Below are 26,977 nucleotides of genomic sequence, written 5' to 3' on the forward strand. Positions count from 1 at the left end.
TTAGGCTTTGCTTACCTGACCGGCGACCAGGCGCCCCTGATGGAAGGTGGCGCTGCGCGCCGGCAGACGGGCGACCGCCTCGGCGGAACAGCTGGCGTTGACCAATACGAACTCGGCGGCATCGCCGGCTTTCGGCCAGGCGCGCTGCCCCTTATCGTCCAGCGGCAGCACGCCACCGGTGGAGATGGCCATGGCACGCGACAGGTGATACTCGTCGGAACCGCGGTACAGCTGGGCGTACAGATTGGCCTTCTCCAGGATGTCGCCGGTGCCGAAAGGCGACCAGTGGTCGATCACGCTGTCGGTGCCGGTCATCACGAACACCCCTTTCTCACTGAGCTGCGGCAGCGGCATCATCAGGCCGCCGATCGGCACCGTGGAGGCGATGGCGATCTGCTGCGCCGCCAGCCGGGTGGCGGTTTCCGCCAGTTCGCCCGGCGTCAGCGTGGTCAGGGCGAAAGCGTGGCTGATGGTGACCTTGCCGCGCAGCGCCGGGTTTTTCTCCACGGTGGCGATCATGTAGTTAATGGCGGCGACCCCAGCCGGGCTGGTTTCATGCAGGTGGATATCCACGCCTTTGCCGGTATCGAGGGCGATCTGGAACATGGCGTCGAGCGATTTCTCCATCGCACCGTCGACGTTGGTCGGATCCAGCCCGCCGACGTACTGCACGCCCATCTGCATCGCTTCGCGCATCAGCGCGTCGACCCTGGAGTGCAGCAGCCCGTGCTGCGGGAAAGCGACGATTTCACAGCTGAAATCCGCCCGGTGATTTTCCAGCGCGCGCTGCAGGTGCTCCAGGCTTTTCAGGCCGCTGACCGGATCGATATTGCAATGGCTGCGCGCCACGGTGCTGCCTTTGGACTGCAGCAAGGCGATCAGGTTTTCCGCCCGTTGCTGCGAGGTGGGCAGCAGTTTCGGGATCAGCGTCTGCTCCAGCGCGATCATGTCCATGATGGTTTTGCCCTGGCGCGGGCGCGGCGCCTGCCACGGGCCGCTGTAGAAGGTTTTGTCCAGGTGGATGTGCATATCGCGAAATGCCGGCAGCAGCAGCCGGCCCTGCGCCTTATAGCGGGGCACGCCGGCCGGCAACGCGGCGTTGGCGGCGTGAATGGCGGCGATCTTGCCGTCTTTGATCTCCAGGGTGTACAGCGCGGTGCGGGTGCCGATCACCGTTTCGCCGTCGTATTCAAAGCCGTCTTCCAGCCGCACCTCACTCAGGCAGTAGTGACGATCGGTCAGGGTCATCGGCGTTGGCGCACACGGCTCGCCGCCAGGCGAAGCGGCCTGCGCCATGCCGCCGGTCAGGCCGATCACCGCGCAGGCGGTGGTGAGTTTGCCGGTTTGGCTGAGGAAGGCTCTGCGGCCCGGTTGCTGAGGATTTTCCACGTTCGGTTCCTTAATCCAGAGGTGAGGGAGTGAAAATATCCCCCAATTTAGGAGAGGAACCGACCGGTTGGCAGCGACATTTGCCACTGGTGACTATTCGATTTGGTAATGATCGGCGTCTGCCGGCGGAATGGTGCTCTTGGCTTGCTCTTTCGTAGCTTTAATGGCTACATTTGTAGTCATTAAAGCTACATTGAGGTCAGCGTGATGCACGATCCGATGCTCGAATTACTGTTCAGCGAATACCGTAGAAAAGTGCTAAGCCTGCTGTTTATTGAAGCCGGGCAGGCGTTTCATGTGCGAGAAATTGCGCGGCGCACCGCAACTCAGGCCGGGACTTTACATAAAGAGTTGAGCCGGCTGGCTGAAGGCGGCATCTTGCTCAGGAAGCGGCAGGGCAACCAAATTTGCTATCAGGCTAACGCCGATTGCCTGATTTTTCCCGAGCTGGCGGCGATTTTCCGCAAGACCTGCGGCCCGGCTGCGCGCTTACGGCATGTGCTGGCAGGATTTGGGGAGGACATTGAACGGGCTTTCATCTTTGGTTCCGTCGCCAGTGGCAAAGCGACGGCGGCCAGTGATATCGATGTTCTGATCGTCGGTAAACTGTCTTTTGCGGATGTAATTCAGGCGGTTTATCCGCTGCAGGCAACGCTGGGTCGGGAAATTAACCCCAAACTGTACTCGCCGGAAGAGTGGCGAGCGGTTTTGGCCGAGAACTCCGCGTTTATTCAGGACATTATGCAGAAACCCCAACTCTGGATTGCGGGAGACAAGGATGACGCTGGACAATCTGGTCGGGCTGGGACTGGAGGTGATAACGCCTGACGCGGGGGCGATTAAAAAACTGCTGGCCGCTGCCGCTCGCAACCGACGCGATGCGGGTATCACTCAGCTCAGCAATGAGAGCCGTTTCGACACGGCATATAAAGCGGTCATGCAAATGGCGAATGCCGCTTTGCAAGCCAAAGGATACCGCACGCTGACCAGCAGGCCTGGTCATCACCAGACCATGATCCAAACGTTGCCGCTCACTGTAGGGTTGCCGCGCGAGGCAATGATCTGCCTGGATGCATTGCGAAAACAGCGCAACGTGGCGGATTATTCCGGCGACTTGGTGACGGACGCGGCGGTACAAGCTTGCCTTGAGCAGACAGAAGCGCTGTGGGTACGGATTATCGACTGGCTGCAGCGCGAATATCCGCAGATAGTGGCGTAAGCGGTCTCATTTCAACCCGCAAAACACCGTTAGCCGCTGGGCCAGCGCCAGCGTGGCGGCAGGGGCGCCGTCGCGGTAGTAGAGCGCCAGTTCGAAGCTGTCTATCGGCGGCAATCCTTCGGCTCCGCCCAGCACCCGGTGCGCGGGCAGACGGCAGCCGGCCGGCAGCAGGGTGACGCCCAGCCCGGCGGCCGAAGCGGCGGTCAGCGCCGCCAGGCTGGCGCTGCTGTAGCCGATGCGCCAGCGTTTGCCGAGGTTGTCGAGCGCCTGGCACAGCTCGTCGCGGTATAGGCCGTTGAGCGGAAACACCGCCAGCGGCACCGGCGATTGCTCGATGGCCGGGAAGGCCAGGCTGTCCAGCCACAGCAGCGGTTCCGGCCGCGCGGCGCGCGGCGGTTGCCGGCGGCGCTGTTTCACCAGGATCAGATCCAGCTCTTCACGCGCGTAGGCGCTGTGCAGATCGGCGCTCAGGCCGCTGGCGACGTCCAGCCGCAGGTGCGGGTGCTCACGGCTGAAGTCGGCCAGCAGCTCGGTGGTGGGCACGGCGAAATCCTCCGGCATGCCGATCCGCAGCACGCCGTCGCGCCAGATGCCGGTCAGCGCGTCGTGGGCTTCTTCATTCAGCGCGATAATGCGGCGCGCGTAGCTCAACAGCTTGACGCCTTCTTCGGTCAGCAGCACCTGATGCGAGGAGCGCTCAAACAGCGGCTTGCCCAGCATCTCTTCCAGCCGGCGCACCTGCTGGCTGACGGTGGACTGCGACAAAAACACCCTCTCTGCGGCGCGGGTGAAGCTGTTGCTGTCGCACACGGCGACGAAGCTGAGCAGCAGCTGCGGATTGAACATCGGGTAGCGATTCATTTTCCCACTGTTGGCTATTTTATTATTTAATTTCCCAATACTAGCGGCGTTGCCTACAGTAACGCAACGCTGCGGCGATCGCGTTGTGACGCCGCACTCTTCATTTCGCAGTACCAGGAATATGCCGTGTTAAATCATTCTGTTAATTCACCTTCCCCGCGCCGCTGGCTCAACCCTCTGCTGCTGGCGCTGGTGTTGATCGGCCTGAACATGCGGCCGCTGTTGACTTCGATCGGCCCGTTGCTGCCGACGTTGCGCCAGGCCACCGGGCTGAGTTTTGGCGGCGCGGCGCTGTTGACCACGCTGCCGGTGCTGATGATGGGGCTGATGGCGCTGGCGGGCGGCACCATCAATCGGCTGTTCAGCGAACGCAGCGCCGTGACGTTGAGCCTGCTGGCGATCGGGCTGGGCGCGCTTTGGCGCGAACTGGCCCCCGGCAGCGTGCAACTGCTGATGAGCGCGGTGCTGGGCGGGCTCGGTATCGGGGTGATCCAGGCGGTGATGCCCGGCATCATCAAGCATCACTTCCTTAAAAGCATGGCGCTGGTGGCCGGGCTGTGGTCGGCGGCGCTGATGGGCGGCGGCGGGTTGGGGGCGGCGATCACCCCGTGGCTGATGAGCGTAGGGCACGACTGGCACAGCGCGCTGGCCTGGTGGGCGTTGCCGGCCCTGGTGGCGCTAGTGGCCTGGTGGCCGGTCAGCCGTGGGCTGTCTCGCCTGGGCGCGGCGGGAGAACACCGCGGGCCAGGCCTGCTGCGCAACCGGCGCGCCTGGCTGCTCGGCGCCTATTTCGGCCTGATCAACGGCGGCTATACCAGCCTGATCGCCTGGCTGCCGCCGTATTACATGCAGCTCGGCTGGCAGCCGCAGGCCAGCGGTTCGCTGCTGGCGTTGATGACCTTTGGCCAGGTGGTGGGGGCGCTGCTGCTGCCGGCGCTGGCGCGCAATCATGACCGGCGGCCGCTGCTGTTGCTGGCGCTGATGATGCAGCTGATCGGCTTTATCGGCCTGATTTATCTGCCGCAGACGTTGCCGTGGCTGTGGGTGCTGGTTTCCGGGCTGGGGCTGGGCGGCGCGTTCCCGCTGTGCCTGGTGCTGGCGCTCGATCACCTGCACCAGCCGGCGGCGGCCGGGCGACTGGTGGCCTTCATGCAGGGCGTCGGCTTCCTGCTGGCGGGCGTCACGCCTTACCTTTCCGGCCTGCTGCGCGACTACAGCGGCGGCTTCGTGCTGGACTGGCAGATCCACGCGCTGCTGGTGGTGGTGCTGATCGCCATCACCTGGCGCTTCCATCCGCACAGCTACCGGCGGGCGTTCGCCGAATAATATTTCTGTCATTGCCGCTCCCTATAGTGACGTTGCTTTTACTTCTGGGCGATAACAACGAAAAGGGACAATGACATGCACAACACCAAAACCCGGTTGGCGCTGCTGGTCGGCTGCATGGCGCTGAGCGCCAACCTGTGGGCCGACGCGCAGCCGGTGCAAGCGACGCTGGCCGGGCATGCGCTGCTGCCGGTGAAATCCGCCGTTTCCACGCCGAAGGACGCGCCGAGCGATCTGCAGCAGAGCGGCAAATACACCAGCGGCAAACGCGTCACCGAGCTGGGCAGCGTGGCGGGCAAATCCGCCGATCGCCTGACCGGCCTCGGCCTGCCGATCGACGGCCAGCCGCTGCAGGGCCACTCCGGCATCAAACACATGCCCGACGGCACCTACTGGGTGCTGACCGACAACGGCTTCGGCAGCAAGGCCAACTCCCCGGACGCCATGCTGTACCTCAACCACTACAAGATCGATTTCAAAGACGGCACGGTCGCGCCGCTGAAGACGGTGTTCCTGCACGATCCGGATAAAAAGGTGCCGTTTCACATCATCAACGAAAGCACCGAGAAACGTTATCTGACCGGCAGTGATTTCGATCCGGAAAGCTTCCAGTTTGCCGATGATGCCTTGTGGATCGGTGAAGAGTTCGGGCCTTACCTGATCAAGGCCGACCTGAACGGCAAGGTGCTGGCAGTGTTCGACACCCAGGTAGACGGCAAGGTGGTGAAATCGCCGGACAACCCGACGCTGACCCTGCCGGGCGCGCCGGACGGCAAGCAGAACTTCCAGGTGGCGCGCTCCAAAGGCTTTGAAGGCATGGCCGCCTCGCCGGACGGCAGCAAGCTGTACCCGCTGCTGGAAGGGGCGCTGTGGGACGGCGAGCAGTTCGAGAACGTCGGCGGTAAACGCTACCTGCGGGTACTGGAGTTCGACGTCAAACAGCAGGCCTGGACCGGCCGCAGCTGGCAGTACGTGCTGGAAGACAACCAGAACGCCATCGGCGACTTCAACATGATCGACGCCACCCACGGGCTGGTGATCGAGCGCGACAACGGCGAAGGCACGCCGGATAAAGCCTGCGCCGCCGGCGCGCCGACCGACAACTGCTTCAGCCAGGTGGCCAAGTTCAAGCGGGTGTATAAAATCGCCTTCTCGGACGCCAACGTCGGCAAACCGGTCGAAAAACTGGGCTATATCGACCTGATGAACATTCAGGATCCGAACAAGCTGGCGCGCAAGCCGCTGAACGACGGCGTGCTGACCTTCCCGTTCTTCACCATCGAGAACGTGGACGTGGTGGACGCCAACCACATCATCGTCGGTAACGACAATAACTTCCCGTTCTCCTCCAGCCGCCAGCCCAATATGGCGGATGACAACGAGTTCATCCTGCTGGACGTGAAGGATTTCCTGAAGTAGCGCTCCCCCTGGCCGCCGAATCGCCGGCGGCCGCCATTTCCCGCTTAGCGCAACGAACAAACTGCGCTATAATCAGCGCCTTGCTTCTTCTCTTCTCCAAGGAAGATCCTCGTCCCCGGTGGGGCGGCCGGACTTCAAATCCGGTTGGGGCCGCCAGCGGTCCTGGGCAGGTTCGACTCCTGTGATCTTCCGCCAAAGATTGTCCGGGTAGTTCCTGAAAAGTCCATTAAAATGCATAAAATCAATTTGTTATATGGTTTTATTGTCCGCTGGTGTCCGTGCGTTACCGCCTGAATCCGAGAAAAATGTGTATAATGGTGCGTATAATGTTTTTATACACAGAATCCACTTATACACATGCTCCTAACTGACATACAAATTCGACGTTCCAAGCCGCAGGAAAAGCCCTACACCCTCAACGATGGCCAAGGCCTGTCTCTCCTTATCAACACTGACGGGAGTAAAGGTTGGCGTTTTCGCTATCGCTATGCCGGAAAAGCCAAGCTAATGTCCTTTGGTACCTACCCTTTGGTAACGCTGGCCGACGCGCGAGAAAAGCGCGGAGAGGCCCGTAAGCAAGTTGCTAATGGCATTGACCCTGTAGCCGAGAAAAAGGCGCAAAAGCTCGCTCGGAAGCTTTCTGTTGAGAATTCCTTTGAAGCTATTAGCCGCGAGTGGCACACGAACAAGGCTAACCGGTGGACTCTGGCCTACAGGGAAGAAATCATGCGTACCTTTGAGCAGGATGTGTTTCCGTACATTGGTCAACGTCCGATTGCAGAAATTAAGCCCTTGGAGCTGCTGGAAGTGCTACGGCGCATTGAGAAGCGTGGGGCATTGGAAAAGACCCGTAAGGTACGCCAGCGCTGCGGAGAGGTATTCCGCTACGCCATTATTACCGGTAGGGCAGAATATAACCCAGCCCCAGATCTGGCCAGCGCATTAGCCGTTCCCAAGCAAAAGCATCACCCGTTCCTTTCGGCCGAGGAACTGCCTTATTTTGTTAAGGATTTGGAGGGATATACCGGCAGCATCATCACCAAGAATGCAGCGAAGATCGTTATGCTGACCGGCGTCCGCACGCAAGAAATGCGCTTTGCTACATGGGAGGAAATTGATTTTGAACGGGGTATCTGGGAGATTCCCGCCGAGCGCATGAAAATGCGCCGCCCGCACATTGTACCGCTCTCTACTCAGGCGGTTGAATTGCTTAAACAGCTACAACCGATCACAGGTCACTATCCTTACATTTTCATTGGACGAAACAATCGTAGGAAACCCATAAGCAAAGAAAGCGTGAATCAGGTAATAGAGCTGCTTGGGTATAAGGGGCGAGCTACCGGTCACGGTTTCAGGCATACGATGTCTACTATTTTGCATGAGCAAGGGTTTGACTCTGCCTGGATAGAGATGCAGCTTGCCCACGTGGACAAGAACGGTATTCGCGGTACCTACAACCATGCGCAGTACCTTGAGAAACGCCGTGTGATGCTGCAATGGTACGCCGATTTTATCTCGGGCCTTGCTCGCTAGAAAATGCCGCCAATAAATCGTTAAAACCCCTTGGCGCGCAATGCTACCCCCGCCACGCCTGCCCGCTTTATGTGTCACTTTTCATGCAGGTGCATGAGAGGCCGCAGGCCGCGCCGCTGCTGGCGCGGCAGGGGATAAATAATGCATGTTCTTGTATGCAAAATCATGCACCTTATGCATGCACGCGTTTTTTGACACTCGCTAGCCAGGAAAAAGGCTGTTTTTGGGGAAGGATAGGGCGCGCGTGATGGAAGCGGGCGTGATTATCTCATTATAGCGAGGCCATATATGGGGTCTTACGCCGCCTTTCTTCCCGTCTGCGTTTTTGTTATTTGGCCGCCTCAGATATTGATTGCAAAATCACCTTTGCGGTTCTAGTTCTTCTTTAAACTCTTCACTACTGTTCACTTGGATAAAAAATTAGTTAAATCAATAAATAAAACTGTGATGAGTCATTTCCTCACTCGTCACCCGGTGTTCACTGCTGCTCACTCGGCTAAGAAGGGCCTTTTCTCTGGCTAGCCTGGGGTTGTGCTTGTACGCCTGTTTCTGCCTATTAATAAACGGCTATTCATGGCTCGTTTATTTTTTAGGTTTGCCAAGGTTTGCCAATAAAGGTCAATATTAACCTATATGCCCATTTGGTTGAAAAATAGGCATAAAAGCTGTCCCACCACACAACAACGCCTTGTTGCCACTCCGGTAAATATTCACATAATAGGGCGCTACCGAAGTTCACACAGTCCCGGCCAGCGTTGGCCGGACACCAAGAGGTAGCGTTTTATGTTGACCGTTTCCACCCCCACCCCATCCACCCCGCCGCCGGTTATTCCTGGCAGTTACACCCCGCGCGAGCGCTTTATCCGCCTGCCGGAAGTGCTCTACACCACCGGTCTATCCCGCTCCACCGTGTACGAGATGATGAGCCGCCGGCAGTTCCCGGCCCAGCTCTCCCTCGGCGGTAAAAACGTCGCCTGGCTGGCCTCTGAGGTCGAGCAGTGGATGGACGAACGTATCGCTAACCGTCACCAGGGGGCCGCCGCATGATGCAGCTAACCTTTGGTCGCCAGCATTTCACCCTTGATGAGCGCGACGCGCTGTTTGTGGCGGAAGCTATACTGTTGCAGCGTAAAGAGCCTGGCGTCGTCTTGCCGGAGCACCGCAGTGAAAAACACGGCGTTATTCGTCTGGCGAGTCGCCAGGCTGAGCCGCGCCTGTTTCGCGCCGGGCCGGTGCTGCTGACCTGCGCGGCGGCCGATACTCGCAACGACCAGCTGACCGACTGTTGATCACTATGCAATCGATTGAACGTCCGGGGGCATCTTACGGCTTGCCCCCACGTCCGGCCCTGCGCTATAGTCCTCCCGCTGCCGCAAAATCGGCCGCCGGGCGTAGGAACCCGTGTTTAATCTTGGCGACACAACACGCGCCACGCGTGTTTTTTTATGTCACAGCCTTAGTGCGCTCATTTTTTGCGCGGTGGATGTTATGCTACCGCAGCAGTCAATCAATGGTGGCTCAGGCGGGGCAGCCTTCGGGCTGGCCGGTTTCCAAGGTTGCCGGTATTCCTACCCCCGTCTGGGCTACCACCATTGAGTGTAGGAACTCCGGTGGTAGCGGTAATTCGCTAACCTTGGAGGCTGCCGTTATGGCTACGACCCTCACCCCGACTCACCCGACATTTTGCTTTTTGTTTGCGGCCGTGCGCCGGTCTGCGCTGACGGCTTCACCGCGTATTGTACGCACCGTGGCAGATACCGAACGCAACGCCCGCCGCCTGCTGGCCCGTGATTACGTGTTGTCCTTTGCCGGTCGTCTGCCGGTTAAGGCGGCAGCATGAATACCCTGGCCGACCGCTACTACCGCGACACCCATTACCCAATCCCGCATGCCGATTTTCTGCGTCTCCAGCATGCGCACGCCACCGGCGTGCTGTTCCTTGACCTGCTGGACACCCTCGACCTCGGCGGGCAGCGCCCCGACGCCGTGCAACAGGCATCGTTTGCCTCGGTCATTGCCTTGCTGACCGACCAGCTCGGCCACGTCGTCAACACCTGTGAAACCCAAATCCTTGCCCGCATGGAGGCCACCGCCGCATGAACACTGCATCCTGTTTACCGATTGAAGTCCGTACCGCCGTTTTCCGCCGCGCCGTGGCACAAGCCTATCTGGACACCTGCGCCTTTTACCGGGTGAGCCTCGGGTACACGCTGGACGAGCTGCAGATGACGATTGCCCTGCGTCTGGAAGGGCACTTTGTGCGTCAGTACGGCGCAGAGGATGGCATGGACATGGCGTGCACCATGCTGAGTGATATGGTGCAGCCGGACGTTCTGGTGGCCGCGCCGCGCCTGACCGCGCTGGGGCAAAAGATGATGGACGAGCTGTGCTGCGAGCGCCTGTCGGCGGCACAGAACGCCACCGTACACTGAGGAGAAAACCATGAGCGCCCAGTTCGTTTCCCAGACCGTACGTACCGCCACTGGCCACTGGCCGGTGATACTCCCGGCCCTCGGCATTGCCTTGCAGCCAAACGGCAAGCCGCAGCCGTGCCCGACCTGCGGCGGCAAAGACCGCTTCCGCTTCGACAATCAGGACGGACGCGGCACCTGGTTCTGTAATCAGTGCGGGGCCGGTGACGGCCTCAACCTGGTGGAAAAGGCCCTGTCACTGTCTGCCCGGGCTGCCGCCGAACAGGTGGCTGCCGTGATGGGGGATAATGCCAGCACTTTACCACCGGCCGCTAAGGCCGGTCATTCACCACAAGACAAGGCCGAGGCCCAGCGCAAGGCCGCGCGACAGGCACAGGCTCTGGTGGCTGCCGCTCAGTCCCAGACCGGCAACGCCTATCTGAGCGCCAAAGGCTGGCCGGAGGCAGAAACCCTGACCTTGCAGGGGCAACCGCTGCGCGTTGGCGGTATCACCTTCCACCCCGGCGACCTGCTGTTGCCGCTGCATAATGCCGAGGGTGAGGTGGTCAACGTGCAGCTGATTAACGCCAACGGTGATAAACGCATGCTGGCAGGCGGGCAGGTGAAAGCCGCCTGCCACATTCTGAACGGCCCGGACAGCGCGGTTATCTGGCTCACCGAAGGCTACGCCACCGGTCTCACCGTGCACCGCCTGACCGGTGAGACGGTGTGCGTGGCGCTCAGCGCCAACAACCTGGCGGCCGTGGCGGAGCAGGTACGCAGCCACTACCCGGACGCACGGCTGCTGCTGGCGGCCGATAATGACCGCAGCGGCACCGGGCAGACCCGTGCCGCCGAGGCGGCCGCACTCACCGGCGGCACTCCGGCGCTACCGCCCACGGAGGGCGACTGGAACGACGTTTATGGCCGGGAAGGGGCAGACGCTACGCGTGCCCAGCTCCGGGCGTTCAGCCAGCCGCCGCAGCCCAGCCCGTTCGACACGCTGAGCGATGCCGATTTGAAAGCCATGAGCGCCAGCGAGAAAGCCGAACTGCTGGCCGAGCACTACGGCAACACCCTGGCGGTGCCACCGGTGGGGGAAGAGCTGTGCCGCTATACGCGTGGCGCCTGGCAGGTGCTGCCGCACCGGCAGCTGAGCCGGGAGATTGCCGCATTGTTCCAGAAGGTGCGCGCACCGTTCTCCGCCGCCGGTATCAACAGCATTTTGGACACCCTCAAGCTGATGGTTCCGCAGATGGGCGACCCGGCCCGCCGGTTGATAGGCTTTCGTAACGGAGTGTTTGATACCGTTAGCGGGCAGTTCAGCGCCCACCGGCAAGAGCACTGGCTGCGCACCGTCAACAGCGTGGACTATACGCCGCCGCGTGCCGGGGAGAACCTGGCCGACCATGCGCCGCATTTCTGGCAGTGGCTGACGCGGGCCGCCGGGGGCAACCACGATAAACAGGAGCGCATCCTCGCGGCGCTCTTTATGGTACTGGCCAACCGCTATGACTGGCAGCTGTTCCTCGAAGTGACCGGCCCCGGTGGCAGCGGCAAGAGCGTGATGGCGGCCATCGCCCGGTTGCTGGCCGGTGCCGACAATACCACCTCTGCCACCATCGATAACCTGGAGTCGGCGCGCGAGCGCGCCAGCGTGGTCGGCTTCTCACTGATACTCCTGCCCGACCAGGAAAAGTGGAGCGGTGACGGGGCGGGTATCAAGGCCATCACCGGCGGCGACGCGGTCGCCATCGACCCGAAATACCGCGACGCTTACGCCGCCCATATCCCGGCGGTGATTTTGGCGGTCAACAACAACCCGATGCAGTTCAGCGACCGCAGCGGCGGGGTCTCCCGGCGACGAGTGATTATTACCTTCCCGAACGCGATACCGCTGATCGAGCGCGACCCGCAGTTGCTGGACAAAATCACCCAAGAGCTGGCAGTCATCGTGCGCCACCTGATGCAGCGCTTCGCCAACCCGAACGAGGCCCGCACACTGCTCCAGGCGCAGCAAAGCTCGGACGAGGCGCTGACCATCAAACGCCAGGCCGACCCGCTGGTTGACTTCTGCGGTTACCTGACGGTGCTCGGCACCCCGGAAGGCATGATGATAGGCAATGCCAACATCACCCCGCCGAATCCGCGTCGCTACCTGTATCACGCCTACCTGTCGTTTATGGCGGCACGGGGCTATCAGCACGTGATGAACCTGACGGCCTTTGGTCTCGCGGTGCCGCAGACGCTGAGAGAGTATGAGAAAACTCTGCTCAAACGTAAAACCCGGCTGGGGATGCAGACCAATGTGGTATTGAGTGAAGAGTGCGAAGCGGACTGGCTGCCGAAGTGTGGGGCGGTGTGACGATGAGCAGGACGATCGGCCGGGCCGATCAATTGCCCTTTATTGATCTGCCGAATCCATTGGACGCTCAATCATCGCACCGCCTATAGTGACAGTGAAAAATACGCAACAACACCAGGGCATTACCCCGGCCGCAGAGCGGCCGGTATCATAACGACAAGCGCTCCCAAACCGGCTCAGGCCGGTTTTTTATATCCTCGTTTCGCCCCCCTATTGACGCTGTACTGAATCGCAGGGCTGCCCGACAGTCAGTCGGATGAGGGAACGGCGGGAGGCTTAACGACCGCGCCCCGACGCTGCCCCTGCGTCGGCATCACCACCCCCCAGGGGTAGGCCGGCTGCTGTTCTTTCTCATACTGATAAACAATGAGCCGCGCCAGATTGCGATTGTCATAACGGCGGCCGAAATTGAGCGCAATGCTGCTGGGGGCGGCCAAAATCACGTGGATGCGTTCGGCGCCACACGCCGTCAGCATTTTGACCTGTTCGATAAATTGCAGCGCCAGCCGGGTTTGTTTCGACAGCGACCAGTGATTACCGAGCGTTGTGGCGTTCAGCGAGAGATGTGACAGCGGGTAGGTGGGGAAAGTTTGGCGTATGGCGGCAATGTCGGCCTGGTAGGACACCGAGATCGCCAGCACCACATCTTTGGCCGCTGAGGTGACGAGGCTTTCCATCAGGCTAAAATCGGCGCGGTCATCATCGGCATTGTTGTCAATCAGCCGCCAGGCCTCTTGCGCTCGGTCCCAGTCATAGACGCAGACCGGGCCGTTGTCATCGAGAATGGCGCCAATGTAGAAGGTGAACGGAACCGGCAATTGCCCGCCATACACCAGTGTCAGATCCTGATGATCGATACCGTCAATGCGGGTGGCGATATTGCTGGCCAGCGTGCTGATATTGTCGTCAAAGGCCTCTTCCGGGTGACTGATTGCGCCATCCCGCATCCGCTGCGTCATATCGAGGGTTAATGCGTCTATCTTTCCGTTGAAATGACGAGGTACCGTTTTATACAGCGGCGTGGTCGCGACTTTCCGCAGCGCTCTCCCTTCGATAACCACCACCTTTTTGCGCACCGTGATTTTAGCCTCCTGGTAAGCGTCGACCAGCAGCCAGACAAATCCCCCCAGAATGATGAATGCCGCCACGAAATTGATGAAATAGTCCGTGATGACATTCCCCTCGGAGACGGCCAGCGAGAAGCGGGCATCGCCTTTCTCCAGCGTTAACGCCTTCCCCAGCGAGTTGTTCACACTCAGGATCCCGGCGCCAAGCAGCATGATGAGGTATTGGATTTTCCGCTGGCGCGTTTTCCAGTCGACCAGCTTTATCAGAATATATTTTGCCGTTTCCATGTCAGCGTTTTTCCCTTATGTGTGCTTTGATCTTCAAAAACATCTCGGCCTGATACAGCGCGTCATCCAGCGCGTTGTGGCTGCCGTGATTTTTGAGATTAAATTGGGCGTCGATACGGCTGGAGCGGGTGTCTTGCCAGCGGCTGCCGGTGGCCCCCATGTACAGGGCTTTGATATCGAGGGCGGCAAAGCCAAACGGGTTATGGCCGAGATAAACGTGAAAGTAGTAATTGATGAATGACCAGTCGAAAGCCGCATTGAAACCGACGAAAATCGGTTTACTCGTGGCGTCGGTGACCGCGGTGACCGCGGTGACCCAGTGAGCAAATCGCTGCATGGCCGCTTTCGGATCGATGCCGCGGGTTATTTGGGTCTGCAGATTGAAACCGGTGACGGCCAGCGCTTCAGGATCGTAATGCAGATTCAGCGGCTGCACTTCAATGTAAAAGCGTTCCGCCGGGTTGTCGATGACGCAGGCGCCAATAGAGAGCAGGCTGCACACGCCGGGTATGGGCCCGGCAGTTTCAATATCGACCGAGATAAAGCCTTCATGTTCAACGCTCATTTTTAACCTCGCTGGTGCGTGGGTGCTTGCCGCCGCCTTCCCAGTCGCGGGTGCGCAGCCACTGTTCAAAATAAAACAGCCAGAGCGACGCCCAGGGAATGATCGTGTCGCTGATTTTTAACTGGGCGCGCCATTCGCTGAGCCCATTGTCGGCCTGTGAGCCAGGCAAAAACAGGCACAGCCTGGCGCCGGGAATATGCTTATCGGCGGGATACAGGTGCGGAATAGCCCGCGTACCGGCCAACGCGAAGAGATCCGGTTCTGTCACCACGCAAATCGGTGGGGTGAGCAGGCTATATCGGATCGCGACCTTGTAGCGGCGGCTGAACAGCGAGGGTTGCAGCCATCCTTCCCATAGCAGGGTGCGATCGTGATGGATAATGCGCAGCCGTTCATACGGGCTGCCGGCTTTCAACGCGTGATATTGCTGGGCGAGGGTCAGCGGTTTGCAGTGATGCTTGATAACCACGTTATTCACCGTAGAAGGTGTTTTTAGGCACGCCGGCCTGGGCCGCCGTGCTGGCGAGGCCGGTGGCGATCAGCCCGCCGGTTTTCTTATCAAGTTGCAGGCTGCCTTGTTCTCTGGCCGACTGCATATGCTCCATCAGACGTTGCCTGACGACATCGACCGGCTTTTTGCCGAAGCCGTCTTCGAGGCTCAGGAACAGGTTGTCTTCCCCCACGCTGGCGGCGATGGTGTTAAACGTCGCCTGGGCCGCGGCATGCCACTGGTAAAAGGTTTCACTGCGCTGAGGCCCCTCATCCTGCTCTGAGCGGTTCCACTTCTCGGCGAAGTTTTCCTCCGGCATGTGCGGGTTGCTGACCTGTATTTCTCCCTGTATCGACACAATGAAATCCGGCATCAGTTCCAGCACGTCTAACAGAATATCCAGGTCGTTGTCGTAGGAGCGCCTGTCAGCAATGATGTGGTTGTAGGCATGACAAGCCAGCGTGGTGATGATGACCGAAATCGGGCGGCAGCGCTGCCGGACATCATCCTGCTCGGCGGCCCATTCGTCACGGTGGCGTTTGAGAATTTGTACGATGCGATTAAGCAATTTCTTGTCGGTGCTGTCCGGCAGCGGGAGCAGCGCCTCGGTGCCCACGCGGCTGGCGGAATCCATGACCAGAATGGTGCGCAGGGGCTGCACGCTGGCGCTGCTATCGAACCACTCGGCGTAGCCGCTGGGGTTGGACTCCTTCCAGGCGGTGTGCGCATCTACGACCCACAGCGGCTGGCCCGGATGTTGTGCGCCGGTGTGTTCGCGGCCCGGCGTGATATCCAGATGATAATCTCCGGCATAGTTGATACGGAATCCACGGGGTAAATCGCTTAGTAGATCTTTATAAGTGTTATGCGACTCCAGTCGCCGGCGAATGGCCGATATTACGCCGGTATAATCCGCCTGGGTGGCATGGGGCAGATAACAAATCAGGTCAATATCGTATTGCTCTTCATTTTTGGGCTTAACGGTGGTGTTGAGCCGCACGCTGCCCTGCGGGTAAATAACGGCATCTTGCAATAGCGGATCGTCGCCTTCAGACAGGAAGGTGCCGACCCCGTTATAGGCGCTTTTGATGTTGGCGTATTGGGTTTTGGTGAGATCCAGCGTTTCAATAATTTGCGATAATAAATCGGCGATACGCTGCTTTTTTCCTGCCGGCAGGCTTCTGGCGGTAGCGGAACCGTACATAGTATTTCCTTATGCTATGGGGGCCGCTGTACTGCGGGTGTGAGAACGCCACAGCGGCCAATAATAAAAAGGGGTGAAGCGATGGGCCGCAAGCGGGCCCACACACCGTATCACTCATGAAACTCGGGTGACGTCAGGGGCATTCCGGCAGGCTGAGCAGGTTATTGGGGTGTTCGCCGTCATTTTGCGTTTTGAGGTATTTATTCCCCGCCGCGCTGGTTGAGATAATCACCCAGACGGAATGGCCATTTGCGGTGACCCAAAAGCGCCAGGTGCCCGCCTCGATCCCGGCAATGGCGTCTGCCTGGGGCAGTGACCAGCGGGTGCCATCGGCGTTGACGCCGCCAATAGCCTGAATGCGCTCATGCGCGTTTTGGCGATCGGATTTTCTGATACAGGTAACTTGATGGTCCGACATAACAACTCCTCGGTTAGGGAAATATTTACGCATAGGCGTAAGGGAAAACAGAAATAATGGGCCCGGATAGCCCTTTACATAACCTGGGTTGAAATCACTGCTATAAATGTATAGTCGGCTAATGGTGGTGCATTCAATAGCCAGTCTATTACGGGTGCTGAAGTTTCTAATTATCTGTGGCGTTAATGATGTTTTTTGCCCTCATTAAAGTCAACATCAATAGGATGGTTTTCTTGATTCGTTATCACATAATTTTTATAATTTGAAAAAATAATTATTATAATTCATATTTATTTCAATAATATATTGACGGTGTCTCTACTCTGAATGCGTTTATGTTAGTAATTTAATTTAATTTAATTTAATTTAATTTTTATTAATCGCAATGCTGGGTTTTATCTGTCATTGATAGGTTGCGCATCAGCCTGATAACCCTATTAAACTCATGAGGGATATCAGGGCGACTGGGGTTAGGGCTGTTTTTTAGCCTGAGCGGGTGGGTATACCTCCGCTATGCGCAAGGTGTAAATCATGGTGGCGTTGGGGGGGACTTTAGGTGGATAGCCTTTATCTCCGTAAGCCTGCTCGGGGGGAACCACCAGGGTCATCGTACCGTGGTTTTTCAGCAGCGAGATGGCTTCTTTAAACAACGGTGGGAAATCCGCCACCGGCTGCGACAGTGTGGCACCAGTCGCTTCCATATCTTGCACCACGGTGCCGTCGACCAGCGTTTCTTTTACCACCACATCCACCGAGGCGGTAGCGGGGATCTGCGCATCGCCCGCATAGTCGATACGGTACCAAAATCCGGATGATGCCTGGTGAACACGCTGATCTTTCTTGAATTCCCTTAGATAGGCCGCACCTTTTTGCCGTTGGGTTGCGCTGATTTCTTCTCTTGCGGATACCACTTTTTTCTCGGCGGCGGCCAGGGTGTTATTGAGTTCATCATCCGACAACATCCGCTTGCCCGCAAAGGCATCTGCAATGCCGGCCAATAGCATTCCCTTCTCCGCTCTCACTCCCCAACGCTGCCGTTCTTCCTGCATTTGCAGAATTTCCTCTCCCAGTGAAATGCCTGCGGCGTAATCCTCACGCGGTTGTGCGCCTTTGAGCTCATCGGCCGTCACCAGACGGGGACTTCGCGCTTGCAAAGAAGCCATGTTGGCTCGCGTATCTGCCAGTTTCTTAACGGTTTCATCCAGTTCGGTTTGCATCAGTTGACGCTGTGACCGCCATTCAGCTTGCTGTTCCCGCAGCACCACGTCGCGCTTTTCCGCTTCCATCAGCAAATTCTTTTGGTGGTTGGCTGCCGCCGATAAGGCCTGGTTTTCCGACTTAGCTTTTGACAACTGCTGTTGTAATGCCGCTCGATCCTGATACCACTGTTGCCGTATCTGTAAGAGGTTGGCTTTCGCCTGGCGTTCTGTCGGGGTCATGCTCAGCGACTGACGCAAGCTCTGCGCCAATTGTGATAGCGCAGCCCAATCCGGCGTTGCCGTTACGGCGTTTTGCTGCAGACGGGAGAGCTGTAATTTTAGCTGGGCTATTTCCGTGCGCTGTTGCTGGATCTCCTTATCCTTAATTCGCCAGGATTCGCGTTGAGGTGGCGGTTTTTTATCAGTCTTACCTTTCTCGACGCTTTGGGTTGGGCGTTTTTCTGTGCGAGAGCTATCCAGTACGGCAGGGGCTTTTTCAGCCGGGTAGCTTTTTTCGCTGTATTGCTCGGCAAACTGCAGCAAAGCCAGAATATCGGCATTACCCTTGCTTGGCGCCGATGAAGCCGCTGGTAGCATCAGCCCTCCCGCCAGACAGGCCAAAAAACGGTAGGTAAACCGTTTCCAGACGATCATTTTATCGCACCACCGCGTTTCGCCAGTTCGGTAAGTAACGCCTGATTAATCTCGGCGCATTGATAGCTCACCTGATAACGATAGAGGGCATCAACGGTCTCTTGCGTGCGCTCGTTGACCTGGGTACGCACACCGGCGTATTGCGAAGCGCCGGACATCAGGTTGTCGAACACCTGTTTTTTTGCCGGGTAATCCGCCGTTTTCAGTGTCCCCAGTGCGCTTAAATTCTGTTGGCACTGCTTTAAATCCTGGGTTTCACGCTTGACCTTTTCATCCTGCAATGTGCTGGCCGAAGCGGATTTTGTCTGGGGCATTTTGGTGGACTGGCAACTGCTGACCAACAGTACACACATCAATACCGCCGTGATGGATAGGGGTGAATGGCTCATGTTCAAATTCCTTTTCTCGGTTGGTGGCAGGTTAAACCGCCTTGCAGCATCCAATGGAACAGCTCGTTACTTCGTTTAAAATTCAATTTTCTCATCGCCGCTCGTTTGTGCGAGCTGATGGTCTTTTCCTTGATACCCAGGAAGCTGGCTACGCAGGCAGGTGTTTTTCCCTGCTTGAGTTGATGCAACACTTCGCGTTCTCGTTGTGTGAGCGCTAAGTGTTGCAAGTTCTCCGAAGTAGATTGTGTTTTTACCGATGTCTTTTGCAGGGAAAGCATGACGTTTTCCATTAGCTGCAAGAGTAAGCTTACCGATTGGTGTCGATAAAGGATGTTAGATTTATTAACGCTACGGTATAAGTGCTGCAAATGGGTATCTTTTCTGTCAGCGATGGCGACATACACTGGTTTATCGTTGTTCATACAGATTGCGCTGCCAGGCGCAATCAAAGTGCCGCAACGTATTGCCTGAAAAACGATATCTGTCGTTTTTCCGTAGGCGAGATGGGAGGAAAACTCTACTTGCTGGCCTTGGTTTTTTAAGTAAATGGTCAATGCCATCGCTAATCCGGCGGTATAAAATTTGTCATCGTCAATGATGACGATGTTCAGTGTCTTATTCATGATGGCATTTTGCGTGCTTTTCATGTTTTGGGTTGCCTGTGCTCTGAGTATTCATAGTGCCTTGGTCATCAATGTTTTTTTGCATGTCGACGGTCAGCTAGGGAACTAATCGCCACCTGGCTGATGTGGGTAGTAAAAGCGTGTTTTTGGATTGATAAAACTGTGTTGTTTGTGTGGAGGACAGGCTAGCGAATTAACGATGTGATACACAACTTAATTGTTTTCATTGTTTTTTATTATGGTTTTATTCTGTTTTTTTATTTTTTTTAGCGTTTTGTTCTTTCCTTTTTCTGTTATTAATCGGTTGGTGAGGTGGTTAAGTCATGGTGATATTCAGTACGATTAGGGGGGAGGTTTAACCGCTTGCCAGGCACGCGATTAAACCTTTGTGAGAGTTACTGTTCTGTTATAGCGCAGACAAAAATTGGGTTATCTAATCGCTTGTAGATAACTGAGTTTTCCTTCAGGTGTTTTGTTTCTAGATAGAAGGAAACGCCTGGAACTTCTGGTAATACGTAATGTTGCCAGAGTGTATCGGGCACGTTGTCTTTAGGATTGCGCTTTTCACTCGTGATTACAGCTACACTATAACCGTTTATATCCGCCGGTTTATGTGTGACGAAAATTGTTCTGTATATCGTGTAATTTTCACTTTTGTCTTTAAGGGAGCCTATCACCAGAACTTCACTGTGCTCTTTATGAAGGGTAATGACATTTATATTCGCGTTAAACTTAATCCAGTTGCCATTCTTTGTTGCAATACTCGAATTCACTTGAGTATCGCAGCGGAACGGTTTCCAGCTAAGACTGTTTAGGTAAAAGAAAAACAGCCCCATGCCAATGACGCTAAAAATAGATACCCAGACGATTACTCTATTCATGTCACTTTACTCAACCAGTTTATAGTTATTGCAAGTTTGATAGCTCATATTGGTGCTTTTGGTACAAACCGCCATAAAGTGAACCTTTAGTTTGTCATTGGCAGGGCGTGCCCCAATATAGTAGATGTCTCGATTTATCTGCGCACAGTCTATCTTTGCATCGGAGAGCATTTCTCGCGCATGATCAAACTGTTCACTGCTTGGCTTATTGTTACCCAGGGCATAAAAATTGCATTTATCCTGAACGCCTATGAGCATTGGCTCTTCATTACTGTGCAGAGTCATCAACTTTATCGCTGCAGCAATGGCGAGTAAGGCGAAGATAAGAGCCAGGCCGGGTTTCAGCATACGCTGCAGCGTTCCTCTGAGGCCCGAATGTGTGGGATGAGGCGTTAGGTTTTGCTGCTTTACCGGCTCACTCGTGGTAACCGCGGGGGCAACCATTTCAACAGATCCATCTTCTTTCGGTGGTTTAGTTTCGGGGTGGATTTCTGCATCCATTTTAAACCCCACCCTCGGCACCGTAAGCAGAATGTCTTTGCTTACCCCAAGCGCTTCAAAGGCTTTTCTTAACTCACTGATATGGTTGCTCAAGGTGGCGCTGGACGGAGAGAATCCGTAATCCTCCCAGACGTGCTTGATCAGCGTTTCGCGCGTCAGTTCATTTCTATTGTTTTTAACTAGCTCGATTAACAATCGGTTGCCTGGTTTGGATAACCCTATAGTGAGTTGGTCATTATTCCTAAGCATTAACAGCCGGTTGTCAGGATCGAAAGTGATGATTAAATTTATTATGTATTTCATGATGATGTATTTTTTCTTTCTGGTGTTTGATCTTAAGATTAACTAAAGGTAAGAATAATCTTGTTTTAAGATTTATAAAATTTATTGGATGGGGGGCTGCCCGTCAACTTGTTTTTAGAGTGGCGTTTTTTATTGCGGATGTCGTTGAAAGCCAAGTGGTGTTATTGTTTAATTATGCGGCTCAATTCAGGTTAATAATCTATATGTGTTGTGTTTTTTGTTTTAATTTGGTTTTTTAATCTAATTTTTTTAAATTAAATAGATTATTTATCTTTTTTGTTTTTTTGTGATTACTATATTCACCAGTTGCCGGTAGCCATAACGTAGCAAGTTGACAGGTGTATGTTCACCTTTCTTTCTCTGTATGTTTGGTGCCGAAATAATGGCGACTTAACGGAAATGTGACAGACCTTAATTAAGGATAAAGTAGAAATGAAATTGAATAAAATCATGATGGCTGCAGTTTTGGCATTCGGTACTGTTTCTGGTGTGCAGGCCGCCGATCAAGGACATGGTAAAGTCACCTTCACCGGTTCTATTATTGATGCACCTTGCTCTATCACTCCAGAGTCTATTGATCAGACCGTTGAGCTGGGGCAAATCTCTAAGGCTGCTTTACTCAGTGGCGGGAAATCTACCCCACGTAATTTCTCGATTGGCCTGGAGAACTGCACGTTCGGCTCACCTGCCACCAAAAATAAGGTGCAGGTAACCTTTACGGGTATGGAATCTGCGGCTAAAAATGGCCTGCTGGGGATTACCGGCACGGCTAAAGGCGCCAGCGTAGCTATCACTCAGGCTGATGGTGAAATCATCAAACTGGGCGAGCCAACGAAAGAGCAAGTATTGCAGGACGGTAACAACACGCTGAGTTTCGCTGCCTACATGCAGGGCGATACCGCTTCTTCCGCGTCTATTACTGAAGGTGAATTCCAGGCAGTGGCCGATTTTACACTGGCTTATAACTAAAAGCTCACTCCACATAAAGTAAGTGTTTTCTCTGTATGTGTGTATATGCATGCGGTATCTCCGCATGCCTTTTTGACAATATTACAAAGTATGGAGCGCGTTTTATGAGGGCGAATAATACCGTTATTATAGTGGTTTCTTGCCTGTTTTCCTTTCCAGTGCTCTCTGTTTTAGCCGGCGAGCACATTGCCGGATGGGGGCGGGTAAATATGCAAGGGTCCATTATCGACACCGCTTGTGCTATTGCGGTTAACAGCCGAGAACAAACCATTGATATGGGGGTTTTACCCTTATCGGATATTATTCGCGATGGGCAGGGTCGCAGCAAACCTTTTTCCATTGATTTAGTCAACTGCATCACTGAACGCCCTGGAAAGGAAGGCTGGAAGAAATTTCAGGTTACTTTTGATGGTGAAGCTCATGGCGGGTTATTTGGTGTTAACGGGGATGCCTCCGGCGTGGCGCTGCAAATCATCGATACCCAGGGTAATGTCGCAATGCCGGGCAAGGCTATGCCGCCAGTGGATATTATTCCCGGCGACAGCCAATTGAATTACGCCATGAGATTGGTAGCCAATAATCATGCGTTAAAAGCAGGTGATTATTTATCATCTATCCGATTTAAGTTGGACTATTTTTAATTTCTTGCTGGAAGAGTGCTGTTTTTCGCCTCGCGTAATGGATTTATTTATACTAATAAGGTAATGGCATGGAGTTTTCTTCGCTTGGAAAAATTGCACCTCTGCATTCGTTAGGATTGTTTATTTCCCTTGCGTTGGGTACTTCAGTGATAAGCGCCCATGCTGCCGATAATATTCTGTTCAATACCGATGTGCTGGATGTCAACGATCGGAAAAACATCGATCTGAGCCAATTCTCGCGCAGTGGCTACATTATGCCGGGGACCTACGGCATGGTGGTGCACGTTAATAAGAATGACTTGCCGGAGCAACAGATTGCATTTTATGCGCCGGAGGGCGACCCAAATGGCAGTCGTGCCTGCCTCAGCCCTGAGTTGGTCGAGCAACTGGGATTCAAGCCCGGCGTGCTGAAAGACCTGACCTGGTGGCGAGAGGGAGAATGTCTGAACGAGACCAGCGTACAGGGAATGGAAGTGCGTGGCGATTTGCCCACATCCTCTCTTTACCTGAGCATTCCTCAGGCTTATCTGGAGTACAGCGACGAGAACTGGGATCCGCCGTCTCGCTGGGATGAGGGTATTCCAGGGTTGCTCTTCGATTACAACGTCAATGCGCGTAGCCAGCATCAGCAGCGGGACGGATCGCGCAGTTATAGCCTCAGCGGCAACGGTACGGCGGGCGCCAACCTGGGCGCATGGCGTCTGCGTGCCGATTGGCAGGCGAATCTTGACCATCAAACGGGGAGCGGGCAACCGACCCATAAACAGCTGGACTGGAGCCGGTATTACGCCTATCGGGCAATACCGGCGCTGCGCTCGAAGCTGATGCTGGGTGAAAACTACCTGGACTCAGGCATGTTCGACAGCTTCCGTTTTACGGGGGCGAGCCTGGTGTCGGACGACAGCATGCTGCCCCCTAATCTGCGCGGTTATGCGCCGGAAGTGGTGGGAGTAGCGAAAACCAACGCCAAAGTCACCATCAGTCAACAAGGGCGTGTGCTGTCCGAGACCACGGTGGCGGCCGGACCATTCCGCATTCAGGACATCAACGATGCGATCAGCGGCGAGCTGAACGTGCGGGTGGAAGAGCAGGACGGTGGCGTGCAGGAGTTCGTGGTGAATACCGCGAACATCCCGTACCTGACGCGGCCAGGCTCGGTACGCTTCAAGCTGGCGACGGGTAAACCGTCAGACTGGCAGCACCATTCGCGCGGCCCGCTGTTCGGCACCGGCGAGTTTTCCTGGGGGGTGAGCAACGGATGGTCGCTGTACGGCGGTGCGCTGGCGGGCGGCGACTACAACGCGTTGTCACTGGGTATCGGCCGTGACCTGATGGCGTTGGGGGCGCTGTCGTTTGATGCCACCCAGTCGCGGGCGCGGTTGCCACAGGAAGACGGCACGCTCAGCGGCGGTTCCTATCGGCTCAGTTACTCAAAGAACTTCGACGAATACGACAGCCAGGTGACCTTTGCCGGCTATCGCTTCTCGGAACAGGACTTTATGAGCATGAGCGAGTATCTGGACGCGCGTTATTACGGCACCCGAACGGGGAATGGCAAGGAGATGTACACCATTACCTTCAACAAGCACTTCCGCGACTGGGGACTGAGTACCTATCTCAATTACAGCCACGAGACGTATTGGGACCGGCCGGCCAACGACCGTTACAACCTGACGCTGTCGCGTTATTTCGACGTGGGCCGGTTCCGCAACCTGAGCCTGTCGCTGTCGGCGTACCGTAATGAATACAACGGGACGAAAGACGATGGGGCCTACCTTTCACTGTCGATGCCGTGGGGGGATAACTCAACGGTGAGCTACAACACCACGGTGAACCGCGACGACACCACACATCAGGTGGGGTATTACGACCGAATTGATGAGCACAACAACTACCAGTTGCGGGCCGGCAGTTCGCGCAGCGGGGTGAATGTGAACGGGTATTACAACCATGAAGGTGATAAGGCGCGCATGAGTGCTAACGCCAGTTATCAGGAAAACCGTTACAGCGCCTTCGGGATGTCGATGCAGGGCGGCATGACGATGACGGCGAACGGTGGGGCGCTGCATCGGGCCGGGATGCCGGGCGGCACCCGCATGCTGATTGACACGCAGGGGGTGGCGGACGTGCCGGTGCGGGGCTATGGCAGCACCACCAACACCAATGCCTGGGGCAAGGCGGTCATCGGGGACGTGAACAGCTATTACCGCAACAGGGCGAGTATCGATGTGAACAAACTCGGTGATAACGCCGAAGCCACGAAGTCGGTGGTGCAGGCCACGCTCACCGAAGGCGCTATCGGTTACCGCCAGTTCGACGTGATTGCCGGCGAGAAGGCGATGGCGGTCATCAAATTGGCCGACGGCAGTGAACCCCCATTCGGCGCCACGGTAATGAACGCCCGCAAGCAGGAGACGGGTATCGTCAATGACGGCGGCAGTGTTTACCTGAGCGGCATTAACGCCGGCGATGCCATGACGGTTCACTGGAACGGCGGCGCGCAGTGTGAGGTGCGAATGCCAACGCCGCTGCCGGCAGACATGCTGATGAATACGCTGCTGTTGCCTTGTCATCCGCTGGGGGCGCGCACAGAGCCTGACGCGCGGACGCAGGGTGTGCCAGTGCCAGTGGTTGCGCCAGAGCCGGAACCGGCTTCGTAACCGCTGCGCCGAGGGATAACACGGCGTGCAGATTTAACCCAAATGCTATGAGGGCCGCTACGGCCGGGAATGAAAACATGCGAAAGAGCGAATTGAACATGAAACAACATCACGAAGGCCGCCCGGTTGCGTCCGTGCGGAAAAAGGCCCTGACGACGGCGGCAGTGGCCGGTGCCCTACTCGCGGCCTTGCTGGCCCAGCAGGCTCAGGCAGCGATAGCGCTGGATCGCACGCGGATTATTTTCGATGGTAGCCAAAAATCGGTGAGCCTGAGCGTCAGCAACCAAAACAAGCAGCTGCCTTATCTGGCGCAGGGCTGGATTGAAGACGACAAGGGCAACAAAATCCAGAGCCCCCTCACGGTACTGCCGCCGGTTCAGCGCATCGAGCCGGGCAAACCGAGCCAGGTGAAAATCCAGGCGCTGCCCGTGGCGAAGACGCTGCCGCAGGATCGCGAGACGGTCTATTACTTCAACCTGCGGGAAATCCCGCCGAAGAGCACCAAGCCGAATACGCTGCAAATCGCGCTACAAACGCGCATCAAGCTGTTCTACCGCCCGGCCGCCATTGCGATGGACAAAAATGCGCCGCCGCCGCAGGAGCAACTGACCCTGAGCAAGCAGGGCGACAAGTATGTGGTCAACAATCCGACGGCGTATTACGTCACGTTGGTTGATGCCGCCACCAAAAAAGATGGCGCGGGGATCAAAAGCTTCGAACCGATGATGGTGCCGCCAAAGGGCAATTTGCCGTTGACGGTGAGTGCGGCTGAGGCAGGTAACAGCCCGGTGCTGACCTACGTTAACGACTACGGCGGCCGGCCGCAGCTGAGCTTCAGTTGCTCCGGCAGCACATGCACGGTGATACCGGCGAAGAAAGCGTAGCAGAGCACGGTCTGGCGGTGCAGGTACCGGTCAAGCGAAGGGAGACAAGAATATGGGCATGACACACGAGACGGGCAGACACCGACGGGGCCTGTGCGGAGCGATTGAGCTGAAGTATTACGGCGTGTTGTTCGGGTTGGTGCTGATGGCCCCGATAACGCTGGGGGCAGTGATGTGGTTATTGCCACCGGCGCAGGCGGCGGTGGACAACTGGGATGTCGAAGGCGCCAACGGCACCTTGTACGTTCATGGGGCGTTAACCGAGAGCGCCTGTCGGCTGGAGATGACCAGCGCCCATCAGGATGTCGCACTCGGTGAGACGGGGGCGGGGCGCCTGAGAACGGTTGGTGCGCGCGGCGAACCGATCCGATTCGAGCTGCGTTTGGAGGATTGCCTGCGCAGCCCGGCCGGTAGCCGCGATGTGCGTACCGGCGGCCTGAGCTGGGCGGACAACCAGCCGTCGGTCACGGTGAGTTTCCGTGCGGCGCGTGACGCCGATAACCCGCAGTTGATGAAGGCGCAGGGCGTTTCCGGGCTGGGGCTGCGACTTGAAAATGCGCAGGGGGAAGACGTTCGCCTGGGCAGCAGGGGGAAACCGCTGTTGCTGACGCCGGGGCAGAATACGCTGAGCTACACGATAACCCCGGAACGCACTCCCGCCGCTCTGATGGCGGGCAGCTATCGGGCCGTGGTGGATTTTCATCTGAGCTATGACTGA

At 56.5% G+C, this 26,977-nt stretch carries 28 protein-coding genes and 1 tRNA gene; 17 read left to right on the plus strand and 12 right to left on the minus strand.

Going from position 1 to position 26,977, the window contains the following annotated elements:
* Positions 1-1,389, minus strand: a complete 1,389-nt coding sequence (locus tag ACSJLU_RS00275; protein WP_193402758.1) for an amidohydrolase family protein — start codon at positions 1,387-1,389, stop codon at positions 1-3.
* A 207-nt stretch (positions 1,390-1,596) separates the two neighbouring features.
* On the opposite strand from ACSJLU_RS00275, the gene ACSJLU_RS00280 reads away from it, so the two are divergent.
* Both ACSJLU_RS00280 and ACSJLU_RS00285 read left to right on the plus strand, forming a co-directional pair.
* Positions 1,597-2,217: a nucleotidyltransferase domain-containing protein gene (locus tag ACSJLU_RS00280; RefSeq protein ID WP_193402774.1), complete on the plus strand. Its 621-nt coding sequence runs from the start codon at positions 1,597-1,599 to the stop codon at positions 2,215-2,217.
* On the plus strand, positions 2,168-2,608 hold the full coding sequence (locus tag ACSJLU_RS00285; RefSeq protein ID WP_149570661.1) for a DNA-binding protein: 441 nt from the start codon (positions 2,168-2,170) through the stop codon (positions 2,606-2,608). Before ACSJLU_RS00280 ends, ACSJLU_RS00285 begins: the two co-directional genes overlap by 50 nt.
* Before the next feature lie 6 nt (positions 2,609-2,614).
* Here ACSJLU_RS00285 and ACSJLU_RS00290 read toward each other — a convergent pair whose 3' ends face one another.
* Positions 2,615-3,469, minus strand: a complete 855-nt coding sequence (locus tag ACSJLU_RS00290; protein ID WP_149570660.1) for a LysR family transcriptional regulator — start codon at positions 3,467-3,469, stop codon at positions 2,615-2,617.
* A gap of 210 nt (positions 3,470-3,679) precedes the next feature.
* Between ACSJLU_RS00290 and ACSJLU_RS00295 the strand changes: the two genes are divergently transcribed.
* From ACSJLU_RS00295 to ACSJLU_RS00340, 10 genes are all read left to right on the plus strand, one after another.
* Positions 3,680-4,795 (plus strand): cyanate transporter, encoded by a 1,116-nt coding sequence (locus tag ACSJLU_RS00295; protein ID WP_342093757.1) that lies wholly within the window; start codon positions 3,680-3,682, stop codon positions 4,793-4,795.
* Between the two features lie 75 nt (positions 4,796-4,870).
* On the plus strand, positions 4,871-6,214 hold the full coding sequence (locus ACSJLU_RS00300) for an esterase-like activity of phytase family protein (protein ID WP_025304806.1): 1,344 nt from the start codon (positions 4,871-4,873) through the stop codon (positions 6,212-6,214).
* A 100-nt stretch (positions 6,215-6,314) separates the two neighbouring features.
* Positions 6,315-6,409 (plus strand) — tRNA-Sec (locus ACSJLU_RS00305).
* Positions 6,410-6,571: 162 nt separating this feature from the next.
* A complete protein-coding gene (locus ACSJLU_RS00310) occupies positions 6,572-7,747 on the plus strand; it encodes a tyrosine-type recombinase/integrase (protein WP_015376188.1) in 1,176 nt (391 codons plus the stop codon).
* A gap of 783 nt (positions 7,748-8,530) precedes the next feature.
* On the plus strand, positions 8,531-8,794 hold the full coding sequence (locus ACSJLU_RS00315; protein WP_016928975.1) for a helix-turn-helix transcriptional regulator: 264 nt from the start codon (positions 8,531-8,533) through the stop codon (positions 8,792-8,794).
* Entirely contained in the window at positions 8,791-9,036 is a 246-nt protein-coding gene (locus ACSJLU_RS00320; protein WP_016928974.1) for a hypothetical protein, read from the plus strand. Before ACSJLU_RS00315 ends, ACSJLU_RS00320 begins: the two co-directional genes overlap by 4 nt.
* A gap of 5 nt (positions 9,037-9,041) precedes the next feature.
* The gene (locus ACSJLU_RS00325; protein ID WP_072269882.1) at positions 9,042-9,587 is read left to right on the plus strand and encodes a host cell division inhibitor Icd-like protein; all 546 of its coding nucleotides are present in this window, start codon (positions 9,042-9,044) and stop codon (positions 9,585-9,587) included.
* Complete coding sequence (locus ACSJLU_RS00330; RefSeq protein WP_016928972.1) at positions 9,584-9,847, plus strand: hypothetical protein; 264 nt, start codon at positions 9,584-9,586, stop codon at positions 9,845-9,847. Before ACSJLU_RS00325 ends, ACSJLU_RS00330 begins: the two co-directional genes overlap by 4 nt.
* Entirely contained in the window at positions 9,844-10,179 is a 336-nt protein-coding gene (locus tag ACSJLU_RS00335; RefSeq protein WP_015376195.1) for a DUF5375 family protein, read from the plus strand. Before ACSJLU_RS00330 ends, ACSJLU_RS00335 begins: the two co-directional genes overlap by 4 nt.
* A gap of 10 nt (positions 10,180-10,189) precedes the next feature.
* Complete coding sequence (locus ACSJLU_RS00340) at positions 10,190-12,523, plus strand: primase-helicase zinc-binding domain-containing protein (RefSeq protein ID WP_015376196.1); 2,334 nt, start codon at positions 10,190-10,192, stop codon at positions 12,521-12,523.
* A 248-nt stretch (positions 12,524-12,771) separates the two neighbouring features.
* Here ACSJLU_RS00340 and ACSJLU_RS00345 read toward each other — a convergent pair whose 3' ends face one another.
* The 10 genes from ACSJLU_RS00345 to ACSJLU_RS00390 all read right to left on the minus strand — a co-directional run bounded on the left by ACSJLU_RS00345 (position 12,772) and on the right by ACSJLU_RS00390 (position 21,105).
* Positions 12,772-13,878 carry an SAVED domain-containing protein gene (locus ACSJLU_RS00345; RefSeq protein ID WP_015376197.1) on the minus strand — a complete coding sequence of 369 codons (1,107 nt, stop codon included), beginning with the start codon at positions 13,876-13,878 and terminating at the stop codon, positions 12,772-12,774.
* A 1-nt stretch (position 13,879) separates the two neighbouring features.
* Positions 13,880-14,443, minus strand: coding sequence for a 3'-5' exonuclease (locus ACSJLU_RS00350; protein WP_015376198.1), 564 nt, complete (start codon positions 14,441-14,443; stop codon positions 13,880-13,882).
* Positions 14,433-14,912, minus strand: a complete 480-nt coding sequence (locus ACSJLU_RS00355; RefSeq protein ID WP_230201430.1) for a hypothetical protein — start codon at positions 14,910-14,912, stop codon at positions 14,433-14,435. Before ACSJLU_RS00355 ends, ACSJLU_RS00350 begins: the two co-directional genes overlap by 11 nt.
* 1 nt (position 14,913) lies before the next feature.
* Positions 14,914-16,137 carry a nucleotidyltransferase domain-containing protein gene (locus tag ACSJLU_RS00360; protein ID WP_015376200.1) on the minus strand — a complete coding sequence of 408 codons (1,224 nt, stop codon included), beginning with the start codon at positions 16,135-16,137 and terminating at the stop codon, positions 14,914-14,916.
* Between the two features lie 133 nt (positions 16,138-16,270).
* A complete protein-coding gene (locus ACSJLU_RS00365; RefSeq protein WP_015376201.1) occupies positions 16,271-16,555 on the minus strand; it encodes a DUF3892 domain-containing protein in 285 nt (94 codons plus the stop codon).
* A 470-nt stretch (positions 16,556-17,025) separates the two neighbouring features.
* Complete coding sequence (locus tag ACSJLU_RS00370) at positions 17,026-18,408, minus strand: FKBP-type peptidyl-prolyl cis-trans isomerase N-terminal domain-containing protein (protein WP_227944642.1); 1,383 nt, start codon at positions 18,406-18,408, stop codon at positions 17,026-17,028.
* Positions 18,405-18,797 carry a hypothetical protein gene (locus tag ACSJLU_RS00375; RefSeq protein WP_015376203.1) on the minus strand — a complete coding sequence of 131 codons (393 nt, stop codon included), beginning with the start codon at positions 18,795-18,797 and terminating at the stop codon, positions 18,405-18,407. The genes ACSJLU_RS00370 and ACSJLU_RS00375 overlap by 4 nt, the downstream gene beginning before the upstream one ends.
* 2 nt (positions 18,798-18,799) lie before the next feature.
* The gene (locus ACSJLU_RS00380; protein ID WP_015376204.1) at positions 18,800-19,444 is read right to left on the minus strand and encodes a helix-turn-helix transcriptional regulator; all 645 of its coding nucleotides are present in this window, start codon (positions 19,442-19,444) and stop codon (positions 18,800-18,802) included.
* A 371-nt stretch (positions 19,445-19,815) separates the two neighbouring features.
* Positions 19,816-20,301, minus strand: a complete 486-nt coding sequence (locus ACSJLU_RS00385; protein WP_033639057.1) for a hypothetical protein — start codon at positions 20,299-20,301, stop codon at positions 19,816-19,818.
* Positions 20,302-20,307: 6 nt separating this feature from the next.
* Positions 20,308-21,105, minus strand: a complete 798-nt coding sequence (locus ACSJLU_RS00390) for a winged helix-turn-helix domain-containing protein (protein ID WP_015376206.1) — start codon at positions 21,103-21,105, stop codon at positions 20,308-20,310.
* 432 nt (positions 21,106-21,537) lie between these two features.
* On the opposite strand from ACSJLU_RS00390, the gene ACSJLU_RS00395 reads away from it, so the two are divergent.
* From ACSJLU_RS00395 to ACSJLU_RS00415, 5 genes are all read left to right on the plus strand, one after another.
* Positions 21,538-22,074, plus strand: coding sequence for a fimbrial protein (locus tag ACSJLU_RS00395; RefSeq protein WP_060434867.1), 537 nt, complete (start codon positions 21,538-21,540; stop codon positions 22,072-22,074).
* Positions 22,075-22,178: 104 nt separating this feature from the next.
* A complete protein-coding gene (locus tag ACSJLU_RS00400) occupies positions 22,179-22,715 on the plus strand; it encodes a fimbrial protein (protein WP_015376208.1) in 537 nt (178 codons plus the stop codon).
* 68 nt (positions 22,716-22,783) lie between these two features.
* The gene (locus ACSJLU_RS00405) at positions 22,784-25,375 is read left to right on the plus strand and encodes an outer membrane usher protein (RefSeq protein ID WP_015376209.1); all 2,592 of its coding nucleotides are present in this window, start codon (positions 22,784-22,786) and stop codon (positions 25,373-25,375) included.
* A 98-nt stretch (positions 25,376-25,473) separates the two neighbouring features.
* The gene (locus ACSJLU_RS00410; protein WP_049810819.1) at positions 25,474-26,259 is read left to right on the plus strand and encodes a fimbria/pilus periplasmic chaperone; all 786 of its coding nucleotides are present in this window, start codon (positions 25,474-25,476) and stop codon (positions 26,257-26,259) included.
* A 52-nt stretch (positions 26,260-26,311) separates the two neighbouring features.
* A complete protein-coding gene (locus tag ACSJLU_RS00415; RefSeq protein WP_015376211.1) occupies positions 26,312-26,977 on the plus strand; it encodes a fimbrial protein in 666 nt (221 codons plus the stop codon).

Source organism: Serratia bockelmannii, from assembly GCF_051803255.1.
In the GTDB taxonomy this organism is placed as follows: Bacteria; Pseudomonadota; Gammaproteobacteria; order Enterobacterales; family Enterobacteriaceae; genus Serratia; species Serratia bockelmannii.

Excerpts from the sequence above, each read along its gene's own strand:
- ACSJLU_RS00320 (WP_016928974.1), top strand. The coding sequence starts at position 8,791 with ATGATGCAGCTAACCTTTGGTCGCCAGCATTTCACCCTTGATGAGCGC.
- ACSJLU_RS00340 (WP_015376196.1), top strand. The coding sequence starts at position 10,190 with ATGAGCGCCCAGTTCGTTTCCCAGACCGTACGTACCGCCACTGGCCAC.
- ACSJLU_RS00375 (WP_015376203.1), bottom strand. The coding sequence starts at position 18,797 with ATGAGCCATTCACCCCTATCCATCACGGCGGTATTGATGTGTGTACTG.
- ACSJLU_RS00300 (WP_025304806.1), top strand. The coding sequence starts at position 4,871 with ATGCACAACACCAAAACCCGGTTGGCGCTGCTGGTCGGCTGCATGGCG.
- ACSJLU_RS00290 (WP_149570660.1), bottom strand. The coding sequence starts at position 3,469 with ATGAATCGCTACCCGATGTTCAATCCGCAGCTGCTGCTCAGCTTCGTC.
- ACSJLU_RS00330 (WP_016928972.1), top strand. The coding sequence starts at position 9,584 with ATGAATACCCTGGCCGACCGCTACTACCGCGACACCCATTACCCAATC.
- ACSJLU_RS00365 (WP_015376201.1), bottom strand. The coding sequence starts at position 16,555 with ATGTCGGACCATCAAGTTACCTGTATCAGAAAATCCGATCGCCAAAAC.
- ACSJLU_RS00280 (WP_193402774.1), top strand. The coding sequence starts at position 1,597 with ATGCACGATCCGATGCTCGAATTACTGTTCAGCGAATACCGTAGAAAA.
- ACSJLU_RS00385 (WP_033639057.1), bottom strand. The coding sequence starts at position 20,301 with ATGAATAGAGTAATCGTCTGGGTATCTATTTTTAGCGTCATTGGCATG.
- ACSJLU_RS00350 (WP_015376198.1), bottom strand. The coding sequence starts at position 14,443 with ATGAGCGTTGAACATGAAGGCTTTATCTCGGTCGATATTGAAACTGCC.
- ACSJLU_RS00285 (WP_149570661.1), top strand. The coding sequence starts at position 2,168 with ATGACGCTGGACAATCTGGTCGGGCTGGGACTGGAGGTGATAACGCCT.
- ACSJLU_RS00295 (WP_342093757.1), top strand. The coding sequence starts at position 3,680 with ATGCGGCCGCTGTTGACTTCGATCGGCCCGTTGCTGCCGACGTTGCGC.
- ACSJLU_RS00390 (WP_015376206.1), bottom strand. The coding sequence starts at position 21,105 with ATGAAATACATAATAAATTTAATCATCACTTTCGATCCTGACAACCGG.
- ACSJLU_RS00310 (WP_015376188.1), top strand. The coding sequence starts at position 6,572 with ATGCTCCTAACTGACATACAAATTCGACGTTCCAAGCCGCAGGAAAAG.
- ACSJLU_RS00370 (WP_227944642.1), bottom strand. The coding sequence starts at position 18,408 with ATGATCGTCTGGAAACGGTTTACCTACCGTTTTTTGGCCTGTCTGGCG.
- ACSJLU_RS00345 (WP_015376197.1), bottom strand. The coding sequence starts at position 13,878 with ATGGAAACGGCAAAATATATTCTGATAAAGCTGGTCGACTGGAAAACG.
- ACSJLU_RS00400 (WP_015376208.1), top strand. The coding sequence starts at position 22,179 with ATGAGGGCGAATAATACCGTTATTATAGTGGTTTCTTGCCTGTTTTCC.
- ACSJLU_RS00335 (WP_015376195.1), top strand. The coding sequence starts at position 9,844 with ATGAACACTGCATCCTGTTTACCGATTGAAGTCCGTACCGCCGTTTTC.
- ACSJLU_RS00360 (WP_015376200.1), bottom strand. The coding sequence starts at position 16,137 with ATGTACGGTTCCGCTACCGCCAGAAGCCTGCCGGCAGGAAAAAAGCAG.
- ACSJLU_RS00410 (WP_049810819.1), top strand. The coding sequence starts at position 25,474 with ATGAAACAACATCACGAAGGCCGCCCGGTTGCGTCCGTGCGGAAAAAG.
- ACSJLU_RS00395 (WP_060434867.1), top strand. The coding sequence starts at position 21,538 with ATGAAATTGAATAAAATCATGATGGCTGCAGTTTTGGCATTCGGTACT.
- ACSJLU_RS00380 (WP_015376204.1), bottom strand. The coding sequence starts at position 19,444 with ATGAAAAGCACGCAAAATGCCATCATGAATAAGACACTGAACATCGTC.
- ACSJLU_RS00405 (WP_015376209.1), top strand. The coding sequence starts at position 22,784 with ATGGAGTTTTCTTCGCTTGGAAAAATTGCACCTCTGCATTCGTTAGGA.
- ACSJLU_RS00415 (WP_015376211.1), top strand. The coding sequence starts at position 26,312 with ATGGGCATGACACACGAGACGGGCAGACACCGACGGGGCCTGTGCGGA.
- ACSJLU_RS00325 (WP_072269882.1), top strand. The coding sequence starts at position 9,042 with ATGCAATCGATTGAACGTCCGGGGGCATCTTACGGCTTGCCCCCACGT.
- ACSJLU_RS00315 (WP_016928975.1), top strand. The coding sequence starts at position 8,531 with ATGTTGACCGTTTCCACCCCCACCCCATCCACCCCGCCGCCGGTTATT.